We start from the raw sequence: 18,234 nt of genomic DNA on the forward strand, positions 1-18,234 counted from the left end.
GCTATTCCACCTTGATGCGCGGATCGATCAGCGGGCTCAGCACGTCGATGATGAAGACGGCGGCGGCGACGCCGACGATCGACAATGCGCTGAGGCCGAGCACCAGGCTGTAGTCGCCGGCATGCACCGCTTCGATCAAGAGATTGCCGATGCCGGGATAGCCGAAGACGATTTCGGTGATGACGGTGCCGTTGAAGATCGCGCCGAGCGACATGGCAAGCCCGGTGAACTGCGGCACCATGGCGTTGCGGGCGATGTAGGAGCGCAGGATCTTGCCCTTGGGAACGCCGCCGAGCTCGGCAAAGACGACATAGTCGTCGGTGATGATGTTGGAAACCAGCGCCCGCATGCCGATCAGCCAGCTGCCGGCGCCGACCAGGATGAGTGACAAAGCCGGCAGGATGGAGTGTTTGAGGATATCGAGGACGAGGGCAAAGGAGAGGTCGAGATTGGCGTTCATCTCATAGCCGCCATTGATCGGCAGCACCGGCCAGATGAAGCCGAAGACGATGAGCAGCACGAAGGCGAGGATGTAATAGGGAATGGGCAGCATCGCGATGAAGACGAGGCTGACGGCCTTCAGCACCATGTCCTTGCGATAATAGCCGGCGAGCGCGCCGATCGCATTGCCGAGCACGAAGGTGATCAGCGTCGACACCGTCATCAGCCCGATCGTCCAGGGCAGCGAGCGCAAGATGATGGTGGAGACGGGGGTCGGAAAGGCCGAGAGCGAGGGGCCGAGATCGCCGGTCGCCAGCCGCAGCCAGAAATGCAGATATTGTTCCCAGATCGAGCCCTGCATGCCGTAAAGCTCGCGCAGCGACTGGCGCATCAGTTCGATCGCATTGGGATCGGACTGGCCCATCTGGGTGATGGCGCCTATGCTTTCTTCGACCGGGTCGATCGGGGTCAGGTGGGTGACGAAGAAGGTGATCGTCACGCCGAGAAAGACGACGAGCAGAAACTGACCGAACCGCTTCAGCACAAAGATCAGATAGGGCGTCATAAGGCAGTGGTTCCTCTCTGCTTCCCTTCTTGAAAGGATCGACGAGCATGGCAACCGAGGCACATGCCCGCCGATAAGGGGCCGGCGCGATGGCTTACGCGCCGGCGTTGGGAGGGTTATTGCGGTTGAGCCGGCTTCAGCTTGACCATCATCAGCCGCGAATTCGCCCAGTTCGGCACCGGATCGGTATAGGGGTCCTTGATGGTGGGATAACCGGTCCAATAGGTCGTATCCATCGAGGTGAAGACGTTATAGGACATCAGCGGGATCGTCGGCATTTCGCGGGCGACCAGCTTCAGATAATCCTTGCCGAGCTCCATGCCCTTGGGGTCGTCGGCGCTGATGCCGCGGATGCTCTCGATGATCTTGTCGAGCTCCGGATTGGACCAGCGCTGCCAGTTGCGCGGCGGCTGAACCTCGCCCTTCTTGGCGACGAACTGCGAGTGCCAGCTGTCGAGGAAGAAGGAGAGGTCGGGATCGCCGCCCCAGGTTTCGACGCTCCAGGCGATCGCCACCTGGAAATCGCCGGGCTGCAGCGCCGTCTGCCACAGTTTTGCGGCCGGCACGGCTTTGGCGTCGATGCCGAAGGCCGCCCATTGCTGCGCGATCAGCGTGCCGGCGCGGGTGAAGACCGAACGCGTGTCGCCTTCGACCGTCATCCGGATCTTGAAGGGCTTGCCGTCAGGGGTCAGCCATTTGCCGCCTGATTTCTTGAAGCCTGCCTTCTCCAGCAGTTCGCCGGCCGCTTTCGGGTTCGGCTTCCACCAGCCGTAACCGAAGGCGCCGCTGATCGCTTCCGGATCGGTCGGGATCTGGTCCTTGAACTTCGGCTGCTTGCGCAGGATATCGGCGATCTGTTGCCCGACCGTCGGGTCATAGGGCTTGATCTTGCTCTTGCCGGTATCGATCTCGAAATCCTTCAGCCAGTCCTGCATCGGCGCCTGATAGTCTTTCATCGTCGCCGCCGTCGGCGGCACGCCGAGTGCCGAAAGCGTCGCCGCCCCGCGATAGCTCGCCATGTCGACCGCCTTGATGTCGATCAGGAGGGCGAGCGCCCAGCGCACGTCGGCCTTGTCGAACGGCGCTTCCTGGGTGTTGAAAATGACCGCCGGCAGCGTCGGATCCGGATGGGCGAAGGGGAAGCCCGGGAACCAGGTGTCGATGGTCTTCGACTTCTCCTTGAGGGTGAACATGCCCTCAGGCGTATTGTCGTGGATGATATCGAGATTGTGCTCGAGCTGGGCGATGGTGCGCTTATCCGGCGGGCCGGGATCGGTATAGGTCACATATTTCGGGGCCGGCTCGCCGAAGCGGGCAAGCGAGGTGCGCTGCCAGTCGTCGCGCTTCTCCCAGGTATACCATTTGCCCTGCGGATCGTAGGCCTTCAGCTTGTAGGCGCCGAGCGAGACGGGATTGGCGAAATCATAGCGCAGCGGATCTTCGACCTTCTCGAAGACGTGCTTCGGCATGATCCAGGCGCCGTTCCAGCGCACGGTGAAGATCGCATGGAAGCGCGAATTCGGCTTCCTCAGCTTGAAGACGACCGTCTGCGGATCGGTCGCCTCGACACTTGCCACCTGCACCGAGAAGGCCGCGCTCCAGACCATGCCGGGATGGTCCATCTGCGTCTTGACGGTATAGACGACGTCGTCGGCGGTGAATTCCACGCCGTCGCTCCAGTAGAGCCCCTTGCGCAGTTTCACGGTCATTTCGGTGAAGTCGGCATTATATTGCGGCTTGTCGGCGGCGAGCGAATTGTCCCAGGCCGCGCCGCCAAGCCCCTGTTCGGGGTCGATATACCAGAGCGTATCCATGGTCAGCTGCTGCAGGCCGGTGGAAACACCGCCGCCGCCATTGACCCAGATGTTGAACCAGCCGGGATTCTTGATGGTCCCTTCCGGATTTTCAACGATGAGCGTCTCCTTGCGCGGCAAGGAGGTGTAGTCTTCGGCCGTGGCCAGACCGGTCAGACCGAGTGTCGCCAGCACGAAGCCGAATGCAAACCTCTTCCACTTTTGCATGAACTCCTCCCTTGTAAGCGACGATGCGGCGGCCCCAAGGCACGCATGGGCATGTCGCGGTTTCGGTTCGCAGAAGCAGGACTTGCGAGCCCTAGTCTTCGGCGAACCATCCTCCGGCCGCCTGCCTCCTCGCAGGGGGCCGATTTCTCAGCCGGGGCTTAACCCGGCGGCGGCTGTCACACCGACAGCCGGATGACGTTATAGGACAGCGGCTTCAGCGCCGCCCGCACCCGTCCGTCCTCGATCTTGGCGCTCTCGACCTGCGTGGGCACGACCGTCTCCGGCCGCCGCGCCGTGTTGACGGCTTCGAGATCGCCATGGGTCATCTCCACCTGCTCGATCAGCCGGGCGCCGCCGAAACCTTCGAGCCGCACGTCGAGATCGAGCGCCTTGTCCGGATGGCGGTTGACGGCAAAGAAGGTCAGCGACCGGCCATCCTCGGAATGCACCGCCGAGACATCGAGATAGGGAACCTCGTTCTCTTCGTCGCTGTCATAGGTCGGGCCGTCGACGACGAGTTGCAGCGCCGATCCGCGGCCATATCGCGAGGCGTAATAGAAGGGATAATAGATCGTCTGGCGCCAGGCCGCACCACCGTCCTCGGTCATGATCGGCGCGATGACGTTGACGAGCTGGGCGATGCAGGCGATGCGCACCCGGTCGGAGCGGCGGATGAAGGTGTTGAGGATGCCGCCGACCTGCAGCACGTCCTCGAAATTATAGATGTCCTCGAGCAGATGCGGCGCATCCGGCCACTCGTCGCGCGCCAGGATCTCCTTGTCCTGCTGGTTGGAATGATACCAGACGTTCCATTCGTCGAAGGAGATGCCGATCGTCTTCTTCGAGCGCTTCTTCGCCTTGATGTAATCGATCACGCCGCCGATCGTGGTGATGTAGCGGTCGAGCTTGGTCGCCCGGGCGAGATAGTTCAGCGTGTTCTTCTCGCGATTGGCGAAATACATATGCAGCGAGATGTAGTCGGCGCTGTCATAGCACTGGTCGAGAACCTCGGCCTCCCACTGCGGATAGGTCTTCATGTCGGAATTCGACGAGCCGCACACGACGAGCTCGAGCGACTTGTCGAAGCCGCGCATGGCTTTCGCCGTCTCGTCCGCCAGCCGGCCATATTCATAGGCCGATTTGTGACCGACCTGCCAGGGCCCGTCCATCTCGTTGCCGAGGCACCACAATTTGACGTCGTGCGGATTGGACCAGCCGTGCTTGCGGCGCAGATCCGACCAATAGGTGCCGCCGGGATGATTGCAATATTCGAGGAAGTTGCGGGCGGCGTCGAGGCCGCGCGAGCCGAGGTTGACGGCAAGCATCGGCTTGGTATTGGCCTTCTTGCACCAGTCGACGAATTCGTTGACGCCGATCTGGTTGCCTTCGCGGGTGCGCCAAGCAAGGTCGAGGCGAACCGGGCGCTCCGAGCGCGGGCCGACGCCGTCTTCCCAATTATAGGCCGAGACGAAATTGCCGCCGGGATAACGGCAGTAGGGCGTATCGAGCTCACGCACCAGATCGAGTACGTCGCGGCGGAAGCCGTCTTCATCGGCGGTGGGATGTCCGGGCTCGTAGATGCCGCCGTAGATCGCTCTGCCGAGATGCTCGAGAAACGAGCTGTAGAGCCTGGCGTCAATAGTCGCGATGCGAAAATCGCGGTGGGCAACGACATTCGTCTTCAACGGATCCTCCCCGTTTATGTATCAGGATTTTTGTTTTCGTGCATCTAACTTGATATCAGGAATGTCGTAATGTCAACAAAAAGGCGGGTTTAGTCATACTAATGGAGTACGGCGATAAAATGCATATATTACAATCATATGGTTCAATTTAGCAGCTGCTGAAACTCGAAATAAATGCAGTTTTCAAATCAGGATATGCGATATTATAAATCAGACATGCAGCCGCATGATGATGTCCCGGCCGTGATTCCCGAAGCCGCGGCCGAAGATATTCACCCCGCCGGTATGGCCGGCATTCTCGGCGATGCCGACGCGCAGCCGGATGGAGGAATGCTGGCCAAGCGCCAGATCGCTGAGCGTGACATTCGATGCGGCGATACCGTCGATGAAGGTGCCGCGCGTCGAGATCCGCCAGGTCTTCATCGTCCCGTATTGCGAGCCCTCGAGCTTCCACCAGGCCGGTGTGAAGGCGCCGCGCTTGTCGCCGTAGTCGCCCGGCGACGTCCAGGTGCCGATCGCCATGCCGTTGACCCAGAGCGTGATGTCGGACGGCCAGTCCGGATTGGTGCCGGGCACTTCGGACGACAGCTCCAGCGAAAATTCGATCGCCCGGATGTCCTTGTTCAACACCTTGGCATTGTTGGGAAATTTATATTCGACATAACCGCGGCCGAACCATACGAGCCCGGCCTGCATGCGTTGCGGATCGAGGAAATAGTCCGGCACATCGAGCGGCCCGATGACGCTTTCGGTCGAGCACAGGCCACAGGGCGCGTGCACATCGCAGCTCGTATAGAGCCCGACCGGCATCTCGACCTCGATGATGTTGTTGGCCCTTTGCGCCGCGCTTTCCTCGAAGCTGATCAGGATTTCGCTGTAGACGGCCGAGCAGATCTTCTGGTTGCCCTTGCGCGCCTTGGCCAGCCTGGAATCCACCAGCCCCGCATCTTCCAGGATCTGGATACCGGTCGCGACGGTCGACTGGGGAAGAGAAAGCGCCTGGGCGATATCGTTGATGTTGAGCGGCCCCTTGGCGCACAGCAGCTTCAACATCTCGATGCGCGCCGGCGCCGAAAGCGCCCGAATGGCCTCGCTATTCTCGCCGGCGGCAATCGTTAAAAACGAACGTTCCATCACTTCCCCAGAGTTTCCGAAGTAATGATGTATATCGGAAATTATGATGCATCAAGCCATCGCAGGCGGCGGGGTTGGCATTTCTTTTGAAATTTGCCCATCTCCTTAGTGCAAGTCCGCCTCCGGCAGCAGATCCGCATCCGTCAGCGTCCCCAGGAAGGCGACGATATCGTCGATCTCCGGATCGGTCAGGACAGGCGAGTCGCCCGGCTTCCTGCCGAAGGGCGGGTCCTGGTTGAGGTTGGCCCAATAAGCCTGCGGCAGGTCGTCATACTTGCGGATCGTGCCGTCGGGATTTTTGGGGTACCAGCGGCCGGGATCGCTGTAGCGGGTTGCATAGAAAGAGACGACGTCGCGCAGTGAGTGGAAATAACCGTTGTGGAAGAAGCTCTTCTTCAGCACGACATTGCGCAGGGTCGGCGTGCGGAAGAGGCCGCAATATTCGCTGTGTCCGGCAAAATCTGTACGCTGAGGGCCGCAGAGGCCGAGATCGTGATAGCTGGAATCAGCGTTGGCCGGGATTGCCATGTTGCGGGGCGCGGCAAGGCCGAGGAAGCCGAAATCGGAAAACTGCGGCGGCTCGCCGTCATTGGCGGGTTCGCTGAGATGGCAGCTCGAACAGTTGCCCTTTGCGGGATCCTCGAACAGCTGGCGTCCGCGCAATTCCTGCGCACTCAGCGTCGCCTTGCCGGCAAGGAAGGCGTCGTAGCGGCTGGAATAGGGATAGAAGTCCGGGCCGCTTTGCTCGAAGGTGGCGAGCGACTCGACGGCGGCGTCGAATGAATCTTCCGGGTTGTCGAACACCGTCTCGCCGAAGGCCGTCTTGATGTCGCCGGCGTAGGGCGCCCTGCGCAGCTTGGCCGCGACCTCGGCGGCGTCCTTGTTGCCCATCTCGAAGGGGGAGAGCAGCGGGATCTTCGCCTGGTCGGCGCCGTGATCGACCCGGCCGTCCCAGGTCAACCCGCCGGTCGGGCCATTGTCGACGCTTTCGTCGCCCTCGTCCTCGGAATCGTAAAAATGCTCGCTGAAGGACGGCACCGCCTGCAGATAACGCAGCGTCGGCACGGCGCGCAGGCCCGGCCGATCCATCTGGTCGCCGCCCATCTCGACCGGCATGGCCGATGCCGAGCCGAAGGCATGCGCCGGGTCGTGGCAGGAGGCGCAGGCCTGCAGCCCCGAGGCCGACAGCGACGGGTCGAAGAATATCTTGCGGCCGAGCGCGGCCAGCGTTTCGGCCCGGGCAAAGGCTTCGGCGCGCGACATCGGGCCGGGATGCACACCGGCTGCCGCGCTGCTTTGCCGCAGCGGCAGAATGGCCAGACAAAGCGCCGCCGCACCGATGCCGATCGCCAGACGGGGGCGCAGGAGCCTGAACGTCTTTGTCGTCATGATAGGGATTCCAATAGTTTAGCACTGGTTGCCACCATGATCGAACCTCGCTGCAACAAATTGATGACGGAGTCTGCTGCGACATGGCGGCAAGCCCGGCGTCACAAAGTTGATAGACGGCGGGACTAGCGTCGATGCGTCCCGAGAGGTCTCCCGCTCCCTCTAGCCAACGCCCCTAGCCATGAGGTCACGCCCGTGAAAAGACTGAAGCTCCTCAACTCGATCTGTCTCGCCGGACCGGCGATCGTGCCGCTCGCCATGGCGGCATCAGCCCAGGCGGCGCCTGCCGGTTACGACAAGATCGACAATATCGTCGTCATCTAAGCCGAAAACCGCAGCTTCGATAATCTCTATGGCAGCTTTCCCGGTGCCGACGGCCTTGCCAATGTCAGCGCCGAGCAGGCGCGGCAGCTCGACCGCAATGGCCAGCCGCTCCCCGAACTGCCGCCGGCCTGGGGCGGCCTGACTGCCAAGGGCGTAACGCCTGCCATCACCGAGGCGCAGTCGGCTCATCTTGCCAATGCCAGCTTCGCGATCGACGATCCCAAGGGCTTCGCGCAGGCGCCTTCGGTGATCACCCGCGACCTGTGGCATCGCTTCTACCAGGAGCAGATGCAGATCGATGGCGGAAAGAACGACAAGTTCGTCGCCTGGGCCGATTCCGGCGGCCTCGTCATGGGCCATTATGACGGCTCGATCCTGCCGATGTGGCAGGTCGCCAAGAAATACGTCCTCGCCGACAATTTCTTCCAGGGCGCCTTCGGCGGTTCGTTCCTCAACCACTTCGCGCTGGTCTGCGCCTGCGCGCCCTATTACCCCGACGCCGACAAGAGCCCGGCCAAGCCGACCATTGCCAAGGTCGATCCAGGCGGCACCTCGCTTGTAGTGGCCGACAACGCCCCGAAGTCGGCGCTGGACGGCGCTCCGAAATTCGTCTCCGACGGCAACCTGACGCCCGACTTCTACGCCGTCAACACCATGCAGCCGCCCTATCAGCCGAGCGCCAATCCGCCGGCCAAGGACGGCGATCCGGCCTTGGCCGATCCGGCGGCCGCGACGACGCTGCCGCCGCAGCATGCGATCACCATCGGCGATCTGCTGTCGCTGAAAGGCGTCAGCTGGGCCTGGTATAGCGGCGCCTGGCAGGCGGCGCTGGACGGCAAGAACACCACACCGGTGCCGAACTTCCAGTTCCACCATCAGCCCTTCAACTATTTCGCCAATTTCGCGCCCGGCACGCCGGCGCGCGCCGAACATCTGAAGGACGGCGGCCTTGCCGGCGAAGCCTTCCTGAAGGATATCGACGCGGGCAAGCTGCCGGCCGTTTCTTTCTACAAGCCGCAGGGCAATCTCAACGAACATGGCGGTTATGCCGATGTTTCGAGCGGCGACCAGCATCTTGCCGATATCGTCTCGCATCTCGAGAAGAGCCCGCAATGGGGCCATATGCTCGTCATCGTCACCTATGACGAGAATGGCGGCTTCTGGGATCATGTCGCGCCGCCGAAGGCCGACCGCTGGGGTCCGGGCAACCGCATTCCGGCCTTCATCATCTCGCCCTTCGCCAAGGGCGGCACGGTCGATCATACTCAGTACGACACGACCTCGATCCTCCGGCTGATCACCCAGCGCTACGATCTCCCGGTGCTGCCGGGTCTCGTCGCCCGCGACAAGGCGCTGACCGACAATGGCCATCCTGCGATGGGCGACCTCACCGCCGCGCTCGATCTGACGCATTGACGGCTGCGAGCGGCTCCGGCACGAACCGGGCCTCCGCCTAAAGACTTGCCGTCACCGACGCAGGAGCGGCCGCAATGCGACCTGCGTCTCCTGCAGCAGCTTGAGATAGCGCTCCTTCATGTCGGCAGCCGGAACGAGGGCGGCCGGCGCGCCGATGTTGATCGCCGCGACGGTTTCGCCGCGATCGTTTTCAACAGGCACGGCGATCGAGCAGAGGCCGATTTCCAGCTCCTGATCGATGATGGCATACCCCTCGGCGCGGACACGGCGGAATTCGGCGATGAGTTCCTCGGGGTCGGTCTTGGTATTGGCGGTGTTCCGCTTCAATTCGCTGCGGGCAAGCACGGCGCAGGCCTCGCTTTCGGGAAGGGCGGCGAGCAGCACCCGGCCCATCGAGGCGCAATAGGCCGGCAGGCGGCTGCCCGGTGTGAGATTGATCGACATCACCCGGCGCTGCGAGGCGCGGGCGATATAGACGATTTCGGTGCCGTCGAGCACCGAGGCCGAGGCGCTCTGGCCGGCGCGTTCCGAGAGATGATCGAGATGCGGCTGCAACAGCGCCGGCAGTGGCGTCGCTGAGAGATAGGCATGGCCGAGGCGCAGGATCTTCGGCGTCAATGTGAAGAACTTGCCGTCATAATCAGCATATCCGAGTTCGGCGAGCGTCAGCAGCGAACGGCGCACCGTGGCGCGATCGAGCTCCGTCAGCTTCGCGGCCTCGGCGATGGAAAGCCGCTGCCGCGTCTCTCCGAAGGACTCGATGACCTTCAGGCCGCGGGCAAAGCCGCTGACAAAATCCGTTTCTCGCATGATTCAAGTCCCCATCAGACGCATCAGTCTGTGCGATATACGAACAAATGTCAAATAACGCACAAAATATCTTGCCGCGGCGGCAACCGCGTTTTATCCCTGACCCTAGAACGAGCGAGGAGAGCCCACATGGACAAGACAGTCGGGAGCACGGCCGAGGCCGTCTCCGAGATCGGTGACGGCGCGACCGTCATGATCGGCGGTTTCGGCGGTTCGGGCGCGCCGATCGAATTGATCCACGCTTTGATCGACAAGGGCCCCAAGGACCTGACCGTCGTCAACAACAATGCCGGCAACGGCCGCATCGGCATCGCCGCGATGATCGATGCCGGCCTGGTCCGGAAAATGATCTGCTCGTTCCCGCGCTCCTCCGATCCGCGCGCTTTCACCGACAAATACCTGGCCGGCGAAATCGAGCTCGAGCTGGTGCCGCAGGGCACGCTCGCCGAGCGCATCCGCGCCGGCGGCGCCGGCATTCCGGCCTTCTACACCCCGACCGGCTACGGCACCGAACTGGCCGAGGGCAAGGTCATCGCCGAGTTCGACGGCCGCCGTTACGTGCAGGAGCGCTGGCTGAAGGCCGATTTCGCGATCGTCAAGGCCGCCGTTGGCGATATCCAGGGCAACCTCACCTACAACAAGGCCGGCCGCAATTTTAATCCGCTGATGTGCATGGCGGCGGCCAGGACCATTGCCCAGGTCTCTTCGATTGTGCCGGCCGGCGGCATCGATCCCGAGCATGTGGTGACGCCCGGCATCTTCGTCGACCGTGTCGTCGCCGTCCCCGATCCCCAGCAGGAAGAAGAGCTCATCCGAGCCGGAGTGGCCTACGCATGACCATCAACACTCGCGATGACATCAAGCTCTCCAATGCGCAGATCGCCTGGCGCGCTGCCCAGGACATCGCCGACGGCGCCTATGTCAATCTCGGCATCGGCTTTCCCGAAATGGTCGCGCGCTATCAGCCGCCCGGCCGCCAGGCGATCTTTCATACCGAAAACGGCATCCTGAATTTCGGCGAGCCGCCGGCCGAGGGCGAGGAGGACTGGGATCTGATCAACGCCGGCAAGAAGGCGGTGACGCTGAAGCCGGGCGCGGCCTTCTTCCATCACGCAGACAGCTTCGCCATGGTGCGTGGCGGCCATCTCGACGTCGCCATCCTCGGCGCCTATCAGGTCGCCGAGAACGGCGACCTCGCCAACTGGCGGGTGGGCACCAAGGGCGTGCCCGCGGTCGGCGGCGCCATGGATCTCGTGCACGGCGCCAAGCAGGTCTGCGTCATCACCGAGCACGTCACCAAGACCGGCGAGCCGAAGCTGGTGGAAAAGTGCAGCTTCCCGCTGACGGGTGTGGCCTGCATCACTCGCGTCTACACGAGCCACGCCGTCATCGACATCGTCAACGGCCGTTTCGTCCTGCGCGAGAAGCTGGCTGCGATGTCCGAGGAGGAATTGCAGGCCATGACCGGCGCGCGGCTGCATGTCGAGGGGCCGGTTGCCGACCTCATCGTTCCGAAGCTCTAAAGGGAAAGCCATGACCGAAGCCTTTATCTGCGATTATATCAGGACGCCGATCGGCCGTTTTGCCGGCGCGCTTTCCCAGGTGCGCGCCGATGATCTCGGCGCCGTCCCGCTGAAGGCGCTGATGGGGCGCAACGGCGCCGTCGACTGGGAAGCCGTCGACGACGTGATTTTCGGCTGCGCCAATCAGGCGGGCGAAGACAACCGCAATGTGGCGCGCATGTCGGCGCTCTTGGCCGGCCTGCCGATCGCCGTCCCCGGCACGACGATCAATCGGCTCTGCGGCTCCGGCATGGATGCGGTGATCACTGCCGCACGCGCCATCCGCGCCGGCGAGGCCGAGCTGATGATCGCGGGCGGCGTCGAAAGCATGTCGCGCGCGCCCTTCGTCATGCCGAAGGCCGAGACCGCCTTTTCGCGGGCGGCCGAGATTCACGATACGACAATCGGCTGGCGTTTCGTCAATCCTGTGATGAAGAAGCAATATGGCGTCGATTCCATGCCGGAAACCGGCGAGAACGTCGCCGAGGATTATCATGTCAGCCGTGAGGACCAGGACGCCTTTGCGGTGCGCAGCCAGGCGAAGGCGGCGGCCGCGCAGGCGAACGGACGGCTGGCGAAGGAGATCACCCCGGTGACCATTCCGCAGCGCAAGGGCGATCCCGTCGTCGTCGACAAGGACGAGCATCCGCGCGCGACGACGATCGAGGCGCTGGCGAAACTCGCCACACCTTTCAAGAAGGAGGGCGGCACGGTGACGGCAGGCAATGCCTCCGGCGTCAATGACGGGGCTGCCGCATTGATCATCGCTTCCGAAGCGGCGGCGCGAAAATTCGGCCTGACGCCGATCGCCCGCATCCTCGGCGGCGCATCTGCCGCCGTTCCGCCACGGGTGATGGGCGTCGGGCCGATCCCGGCCTCGCGCAAGCTGATGGCCAGGCTCGGCATGGAACAGGAACAGTTCGACGTGATCGAACTCAACGAGGCCTTTGCCAGCCAGGGGTTGGCGGTGTTGCGCGCGCTCGGCATTGCCGACGACGATCAGCGGGTCAACCGCAATGGCGGCGCGATCGCACTCGGCCATCCCCTGGGCATGTCCGGCGCCCGGATCACCGGCACGGCGGCGCTCGAGCTTCGAGAGTCCGGCGGAAAATTTTCGCTGTCGACCATGTGCATCGGCGTCGGGCAGGGGATCGCGATCGCGCTCGAAAGGGTTTGAGGGCGCCGCATCTCCAGATGAAGGTGTCGCGCCTCAGCCCCCGAACACGCTTTCCTGACGCCGTCGCAATGAGTTAAAGACGGTTTGGGGGAGCCGTAGTTTGTCATCCTCAGAGAAACGCCGGCTCAACGCGTCGAAGTCTGCGTCCGGATCCGCCGTAAGCAAGGCGATCTCGTCAAAGAAATCCAGTTCGGAGTCTGAAAGCGTTGAATTTGGTGCGGGTTGTGCACCCCAAACGTCCCACGGGAGGACTTCGTGACCGTTGAGGGTGGCGAGGTCGCGGATCAGGTTACCGGCGATGAACCACAGACCACGAAGCTGCGCGAACTCGATGCCGAACAAGTTCGGATTGAGTTCTCCGCGGCGGCATGTGCGCCAGGCGTCGGACGCGGTCAAGAACTGGTTGCGTGGGACGTCTTGAATGTCGAAGCCAATTCCAAGGTAGCGGATGAAAACCTCGTCGAGCTGGCTGTCCAGCAGCGCCCAGCGTCCATCACTCGTGTTCCAGTATTCGCAGACCCAGTGATCTTCGAATTTGCCAGGGTTAAAGTAGGCGCCGAACCCTCCCCGGCCGCGAGCGGGAACGCCGTGGTGGCGAAGGATTGCGATGGACAGTAACATGTAGTGGCGACAAATCCCGACCAGGCGCTTCGCGGGCGCCCGGGCGCAGGAGAGCGGGCGATCGTCAAGCGCCAGCAACGCATCAACCATCTCCTCGATAGGGCGGATATGGCTCTCGGCGCGGCGTGCTTCGGGAATCTTGTAACCATAGAGTGCTTCTGCGGCATGTTCATAGATCAGCAAAGCCTGCACGGTGCGGGCGACGCCCGACGGATCGGACGGCAGCATATCGAGGAGCGCGGAATGACGGCCCGGCGCGCTGAAGGGTGAATGCTTCGTATAGTATTGAAACGTGCGATGCTGGCCGCCCTCATCGTGCTCGCATTGGGCGGAAAGGATTGTGGCGTTCATGACAAACTCCTGTGGTCGAAAGCCAGTTCGCCTGTTCTGCCATAGCGTCTATTTCGGCACTTGATCCTGATTGCGGAGTTTTGTGCGCCTGATTCGTCCGCTGTCCATGTCGGGCCAGCATCCCGGCAGCGGGGTTCATCTGCGTCGGGCGGGGGATAGCATCGCGCTCGCCCACTCGAAGAGGTCTGAGGCCAGTTAAGCCTAGGGCTTCCGCCATGTGCAGCCATATCCTGGTCGGTTGCGCGCCGCGCCCTGCTTCTGTAGAAACCGGGCATGCTGATCCGACCCGCCAAAAACGACGATCGGCCCGCCATTTGGCAGATCATCGGTCCGACGATCCGCGCCGGCGAGACCTATGCGCTCGATCGCGATCTCTCCGAGACCGATGCGCTTGCCTACTGGCTGGGAACGGACCGCGAGACCTTCGTCGCCGAAGAGAATGGCGTGATCCTCGGCACCTATTATATCAAGGCCAATCAGGCGGGCGGCGGGCGCCATGTCTGCAATTGCGGCTATATGACCGATTCTGCCGCGAGCGGGCGTGGCGTCGCCCGCCGCATGCACGAACATTCGCTGGATCATGCCCGCGCCAGGGGCTTCCGGGCCATGCAGTTCAATTTTGTCGTCAGCAGCAATCGCCGCGCCGCTGAGCTCTGGCAATCGCTCGGCTTCGAGATTGTCGGCCGGCTTCCCGGCGTCTTCCTCCATCCAGCCGAAGGTTATGTCGACGCACTGGTGATGTTTCGCACCTTGTAGCACCTTACGGAAAAAAGATGTGACGGCGCTGTCGAAATCACAGCGGTTCGAACGTCTTTGATCGTAGGCGAGATGCGGCCGGCCGCATGCTTCGCGATCACTCCGTCGGCAAGGAGGTTTGAAGCCATGGGTGTTTCCTATCGTTGGGTCATTGTCGCCGTGGGCGCATTGATGTCGTGCGTGGCAATCGGCGCGATGTTCTCGCTGGCGATTTTTCAGGAACCGATCGCCAGCGCGACCGGCTGGTCGCATGTCGGGATCGCCAGCGCGATGACGCTGAACTTCATCGTCATGGGTATCGGCGGCTTCCTCTGGGGTGCTGCCAGCGACCGCTTTGGTCCGCGGATCGTGGTGATGATCGGATCCGTGCTGCTCGGTCTGGCGGTGGTGTTCGCCAGCCGCGCCGAGACGCTCACGCAGTTCCAGCTGACCTACGGGATGCTCGTCGGATTGGCCGCCAGCGCTTTTTTCGCGCCGATGATCGCGGCGACGACCGCCTGGTTCGACGAAAATCGCGGACTTGCCGTGTCGCTCGTCTCCGCCGGCATGGGCGTGGCGCCGATGACCATCTCGCCTTTCGCGCGCTGGCTCATTTCCGCCTATGAATGGCGTCCGGCGATGCTGATCATCGGCGTTGCCGTATGGGTGCTGCTGCTGCCGGCCGCCTTGCTGGTCAGGCGTCCGCCCTCTGTTGCCGCCGAAACCGATACCGGTTTTGCGGTCGATGGCGCCCGGCCACAGCTGTCGAAAGTCTTCCGGTCGCCGCAGTTCATCGTGCTCGGCCTGACCTTTTTTGCCTGCTGCGCGGCGCATTCCGGACCGATTTTCCACATGGTGAACTATGCGACGATCTGCGGCATCGCCCCGATGGCGGCCGTCAGCATCTACAGTGTCGAAGGCCTGGCGGGGCTGGGCGGCCGGCTGCTCTATGGCAGCCTCGCCGACAGGCTCGGCGTGAAGCCGGTCCTCGTTGCCGGCCTCCTCGTGCAGGCGGCGGCGCTCGCGACCTATCTCCTGGTCAGCGAGCTGACGGAGTTCTATGCGCTCGCCATCGTCTTCGGCAGCGCCTATGGCGGCGTGATGCCGCTCTATGCGGTCCTAGCGCGGGAATATTTCGGCCAGCGCATCATCGGCACCGTGCTCGGCGCGGCGACGATGCTCTCCAGCCTCGGCATGGCCTTCGGCCCCCTGATCGGCGGCTGGATCTTCGACACCTTCGCCAATTATTCCTGGCTGTTCATCGGCTCCGCAATGGTCGGGCTGGGTGCGGCGGCAATCGCGCTCGCCTTCCCGCCTCTCGCTCGCCAGAAGCCGCAGCCGGTTTTCGGCATGGCTCCGTAATGGACCTATTCGGACGAAGAAATGAGCGAAATTCGTTCCTGCCGCTTTACCCCTACCCAACCCCTCCACACAAGGGGAGGGGCTAACGCGCCGCCCGCTTTCCGTAGCCCTCCGCCGCACAACCGGTACCGGCTCGACGCCGGATGGAGACGTGCGATGGAAAACGTTTGGTGAATTCCGCAATGTGGCTTGGGCTGGCCCTGCTTGCCTCAATCATCTCGATCCGCGTGGCCATGTCCGTCGCGCTGGTCGAGATCATGATGGGCGCTGTCGCGGGCAACACAATCGGACTGCAGCTGAAGTCGCGCCCTGCCATGTCCTGGTCGTCAAGTGAGGTGCAGTCAACGGCTAATGCTTCATCATCATCGGAAGCGCGCTATGCGACAGCAAATAGCGGGTGACGCGACCGAGCAACAGCTCCAGGAAATACCCGTGCTTGAAGGCGCCGATCAGCAGGCAGGTAGCCTTCGCGGATGTCGCGAAATCGAGGATCGTTTCGCCCACAGACCGGCTACCTGAGCTGACCGCGATAACGTGGCCGTCCAGCCCGAGCTGCGTGAGCAGTTCCCGCGCCGTGAATTGATAACGTCCGTCGGGTTTGTCGTTGACGCAGAGAACGGTGACGCGATCGGCTGCCGCCAGCCAGCGTCTCGACGCGACGACGGCGCGCTGCGCATGCTCGTGGGGTTTCCAGCCGATCACGACATGGCCCAGCAGATCTCCCGCGTAAGGACCGCGAGGCGGCGCCAGGACGAGCTTGTGTTCGTTGAACAGAAGGTCGTGAAACGCGTCGCGGGCATCCAAATTGCCATGGCACGGGGCGACGACGAGCGCCGTCTCATGGCATTCGGTCGTCACGCAGCGATTGAGGTCGCCGCGGCAGTCGTCCAGGAGCAGGCTGTTTCGGCCGGGCCTTTCCTGCTTCCACTCCTCGAAGGCGCGGGTGACTCGCTCCAGCCGCTCACGCGGCGAGCCTTCATCATGCTCTCTCAGCATCTGCAGGTCGATTTCCTCAGGCGCGGCGATCATCTTTTCGGGGTCCGCACCGACATGGGCGGCAGCCATGGTGCCATCGACGGAACCTGCGGCATCCTCGGCGATCTCGAGGCAAGACCGTACAGTTGCGGGGTCAGGGAGCAAGGCGAGGACATCGGCATGGACGGTGACTTCATGCACATGGTCGGCGAAGATGACGCCAGCCTGTCGCGGCGGCGGTTTCCGCGGACTGCCATTCGAGAGCGGATTGTTCATGTCGGACCTCCTTCCACGATGCTTCCATCGCTCCTGGTCCACAGAACTTCATTGTACTCGCGCGTCGCATGGCTCGCAACGCCGCCGGCGGCGCCGGATCGTTCAATGTCAGCCGGCCGATTGCCGGGCGCCTCCGGCTGACGTTGCGAAAATATCTCTGTAGAGATCCTCGCCGAAGCTCGTTCGCAGCGGCTCCGCCTCGATGAGCTTGAACCGACGATGTGCCGAGTGATCTCCGTGCCTTCTCGCTCATTAAGGCATCTGGCGATCTTCTTCCAGTTGGTCGGTCTAGATTAAGCGCGAGATGCCCGACGGCCAGTTCTCGACGTGGAGGAGGCGCGTCCTGCCAAGTGCGGCCGCCGCAGGCGGCATTCTGGCTCCTGCCTTGATCTTTGTCGCCTTCCGGCATGAAGCTTTCCCGCTTTCGACGGCAATCCCACCACGCAATTCTCGCCTTTTCGTGCATTGCCCTTCTCGGATTTCGGCTGATAGACTTCCCCTGTCTGTTTCATCACCTATGTCCTTGGTTTTACGGAGGCTGTCTTAGCCATGACAGAACTTGCTCAATTGCTCGCATCGATCAAACTGCCGGACCTCGCCGGCAAGGCCGTGCTGATCACCGGCGCCTCGACCGGCATCGGCGCCGCGCTCGCCCGCGCCTTTGCGGCGCAGGGCGCCAAGGTCGGCGTGCATTACAATGCCAGCCGCGAGCCGGCGGAAAAGCTCGGCGAGGAGATCCGGGCGGCCGGCGGCACCGTGCACCTGATCCAGGGCGACGTGTCGCGGGAAGGTGAGACGGAGCGTGTGGTCGAAGAGACGGCGAAGACCTTCGGTCATCTCGACGGGCTCATCAACAATGCCGGCGGTATGCTGGGGCGCAAGCCGACATCGGAATATACCGACGCGCATTATGCCGCGGTCATGGATCTCAACGCCCGCTCGGTGCTGGCGGCGACGCGTGCGGCCCATCCCTGGCTGAAGAAGCAGGGCGGCTTCATCATCAACACCACCTCGATCGCCGCCCGCAACGGCGGCGGCAGTGGCGCGATCCTCTATGCGGCCTCCAAGGGCTTCGTCTCGACGATCACGCGCGGCCATGCCAAGGAATTCGTCGCCGACAGGATTCGCGTCAACGCCGTGGCGCCGGGCGTCATCGCGACACCTTTTCACGAGCGTTATACCAACGACGAGCAGATGGAGCTGCAGCGCAAGTCGATCCCGATGGGTTTCGTCGGCACCCCCGAGGATTGCGTCGGCGCCTATCTCTTTCTCGCCTCGCCGACGCTGTCGGGTTACATCACCGGTCAGATTATCGAGGTCAATGGCGGTCAGTTGATGCCATAAGCCATTCTCTCCGGGGCGATCTCGTCCTTTCGCCCGCCCGAGGGAA

The 18,234-nt window shown here is 62.8% G+C and carries 14 protein-coding genes and 2 pseudogenes; 8 read left to right on the forward strand and 8 right to left on the reverse strand.

Translation table 11 applies throughout. The features are described 5' to 3' along the window. Position 1: 1 nt before the first annotated feature. From J2J99_RS27640 to J2J99_RS27660, 5 genes are all read right to left on the reverse strand, one after another. Positions 2-1,006: an ABC transporter permease gene (locus J2J99_RS27640; protein ID WP_168296525.1), complete on the reverse strand. Its 1,005-nt coding sequence runs from the start codon at positions 1,004-1,006 to the stop codon at positions 2-4. 116 nt (positions 1,007-1,122) lie between these two features. Then, a complete protein-coding gene (locus J2J99_RS27645; protein ID WP_168296526.1) occupies positions 1,123-3,027 on the reverse strand; it encodes an ABC transporter substrate-binding protein in 1,905 nt (634 codons plus the stop codon). A gap of 176 nt (positions 3,028-3,203) precedes the next feature. Beyond that, positions 3,204-4,712, reverse strand: a complete 1,509-nt coding sequence (gene arfA, locus J2J99_RS27650; protein WP_168296527.1) for an arabinosylfuranosidase ArfA — start codon at positions 4,710-4,712, stop codon at positions 3,204-3,206. A 210-nt stretch (positions 4,713-4,922) separates the two neighbouring features. Beyond that, a complete protein-coding gene (locus J2J99_RS27655) occupies positions 4,923-5,846 on the reverse strand; it encodes an ArsR/SmtB family transcription factor (RefSeq protein ID WP_168296528.1) in 924 nt (307 codons plus the stop codon). 105 nt (positions 5,847-5,951) lie between these two features. Beyond that, positions 5,952-7,235 (reverse strand): cytochrome-c peroxidase, encoded by a 1,284-nt coding sequence (locus tag J2J99_RS27660; protein WP_168296529.1) that lies wholly within the window; start codon positions 7,233-7,235, stop codon positions 5,952-5,954. A gap of 195 nt (positions 7,236-7,430) precedes the next feature. On the opposite strand from J2J99_RS27660, the pseudogene J2J99_RS27665 reads away from it, so the two are divergent. Continuing rightward, a pseudogene (locus tag J2J99_RS27665) lies at positions 7,431-8,975 on the forward strand (acid phosphatase). 51 nt (positions 8,976-9,026) lie between these two features. Here J2J99_RS27665 and J2J99_RS27670 read toward each other — a convergent pair. After that, the gene (locus tag J2J99_RS27670; RefSeq protein ID WP_168296530.1) at positions 9,027-9,785 is read right to left on the reverse strand and encodes an IclR family transcriptional regulator domain-containing protein; all 759 of its coding nucleotides are present in this window, start codon (positions 9,783-9,785) and stop codon (positions 9,027-9,029) included. A 129-nt stretch (positions 9,786-9,914) separates the two neighbouring features. Between J2J99_RS27670 and J2J99_RS27675 the strand changes: the two genes are divergently transcribed. Genes J2J99_RS27675 through pcaF form a run of 3 tightly spaced genes read left to right on the forward strand, consistent with a single transcriptional unit; the run spans position 9,915 to position 12,524 of the window. After that, positions 9,915-10,622, forward strand: coding sequence for a 3-oxoacid CoA-transferase subunit A (locus J2J99_RS27675; RefSeq protein ID WP_168296531.1), 708 nt, complete (start codon positions 9,915-9,917; stop codon positions 10,620-10,622). Then, positions 10,619-11,308: a CoA transferase subunit B gene (locus J2J99_RS27680; RefSeq protein ID WP_168296532.1), complete on the forward strand. Its 690-nt coding sequence runs from the start codon at positions 10,619-10,621 to the stop codon at positions 11,306-11,308. Before J2J99_RS27675 ends, J2J99_RS27680 begins: the two co-directional genes overlap by 4 nt. Before the next feature lie 10 nt (positions 11,309-11,318). Further along, a complete protein-coding gene (gene pcaF, locus J2J99_RS27685) occupies positions 11,319-12,524 on the forward strand; it encodes a 3-oxoadipyl-CoA thiolase (RefSeq protein ID WP_168296533.1) in 1,206 nt (401 codons plus the stop codon). Between the two features lie 33 nt (positions 12,525-12,557). Here the strand turns inward: pcaF and J2J99_RS27690 are convergent, their stop codons facing one another. Then, positions 12,558-13,496, reverse strand: a complete 939-nt coding sequence (locus tag J2J99_RS27690; RefSeq protein ID WP_168296534.1) for a transglutaminase domain-containing protein — start codon at positions 13,494-13,496, stop codon at positions 12,558-12,560. A 273-nt stretch (positions 13,497-13,769) separates the two neighbouring features. On the opposite strand from J2J99_RS27690, the gene J2J99_RS27695 reads away from it, so the two are divergent. Both J2J99_RS27695 and J2J99_RS27700 read left to right on the forward strand, forming a co-directional pair. Beyond that, positions 13,770-14,252, forward strand: a complete 483-nt coding sequence (locus J2J99_RS27695; protein ID WP_168296535.1) for a GNAT family N-acetyltransferase — start codon at positions 13,770-13,772, stop codon at positions 14,250-14,252. A 126-nt stretch (positions 14,253-14,378) separates the two neighbouring features. Continuing rightward, positions 14,379-15,593, forward strand: a complete 1,215-nt coding sequence (locus J2J99_RS27700; RefSeq protein ID WP_168296536.1) for an MFS transporter — start codon at positions 14,379-14,381, stop codon at positions 15,591-15,593. A gap of 348 nt (positions 15,594-15,941) precedes the next feature. Here the strand turns inward: J2J99_RS27700 and J2J99_RS27705 are convergent, their stop codons facing one another. Next, positions 15,942-16,844 carry a universal stress protein gene (locus tag J2J99_RS27705; RefSeq protein WP_168296537.1) on the reverse strand — a complete coding sequence of 301 codons (903 nt, stop codon included), beginning with the start codon at positions 16,842-16,844 and terminating at the stop codon, positions 15,942-15,944. 261 nt (positions 16,845-17,105) lie between these two features. On the opposite strand from J2J99_RS27705, the pseudogene J2J99_RS34230 reads away from it, so the two are divergent. Next, positions 17,106-17,247 (forward strand): annotated as a pseudogene (locus J2J99_RS34230) (Na+/H+ antiporter NhaA); the annotation flags it as partial. Positions 17,248-17,393: 146 nt separating this feature from the next. Beyond that, positions 17,394-18,188: an SDR family NAD(P)-dependent oxidoreductase gene (locus tag J2J99_RS27715; protein ID WP_168296538.1), complete on the forward strand. Its 795-nt coding sequence runs from the start codon at positions 17,394-17,396 to the stop codon at positions 18,186-18,188. Positions 18,189-18,234 lie beyond the last annotated feature (46 nt).

Origin of the sequence: Rhizobium binae (genome assembly GCF_017357225.1) — a bacterium.
Lineage (GTDB): Bacteria > Pseudomonadota > Alphaproteobacteria > Rhizobiales > Rhizobiaceae > Rhizobium > Rhizobium binae.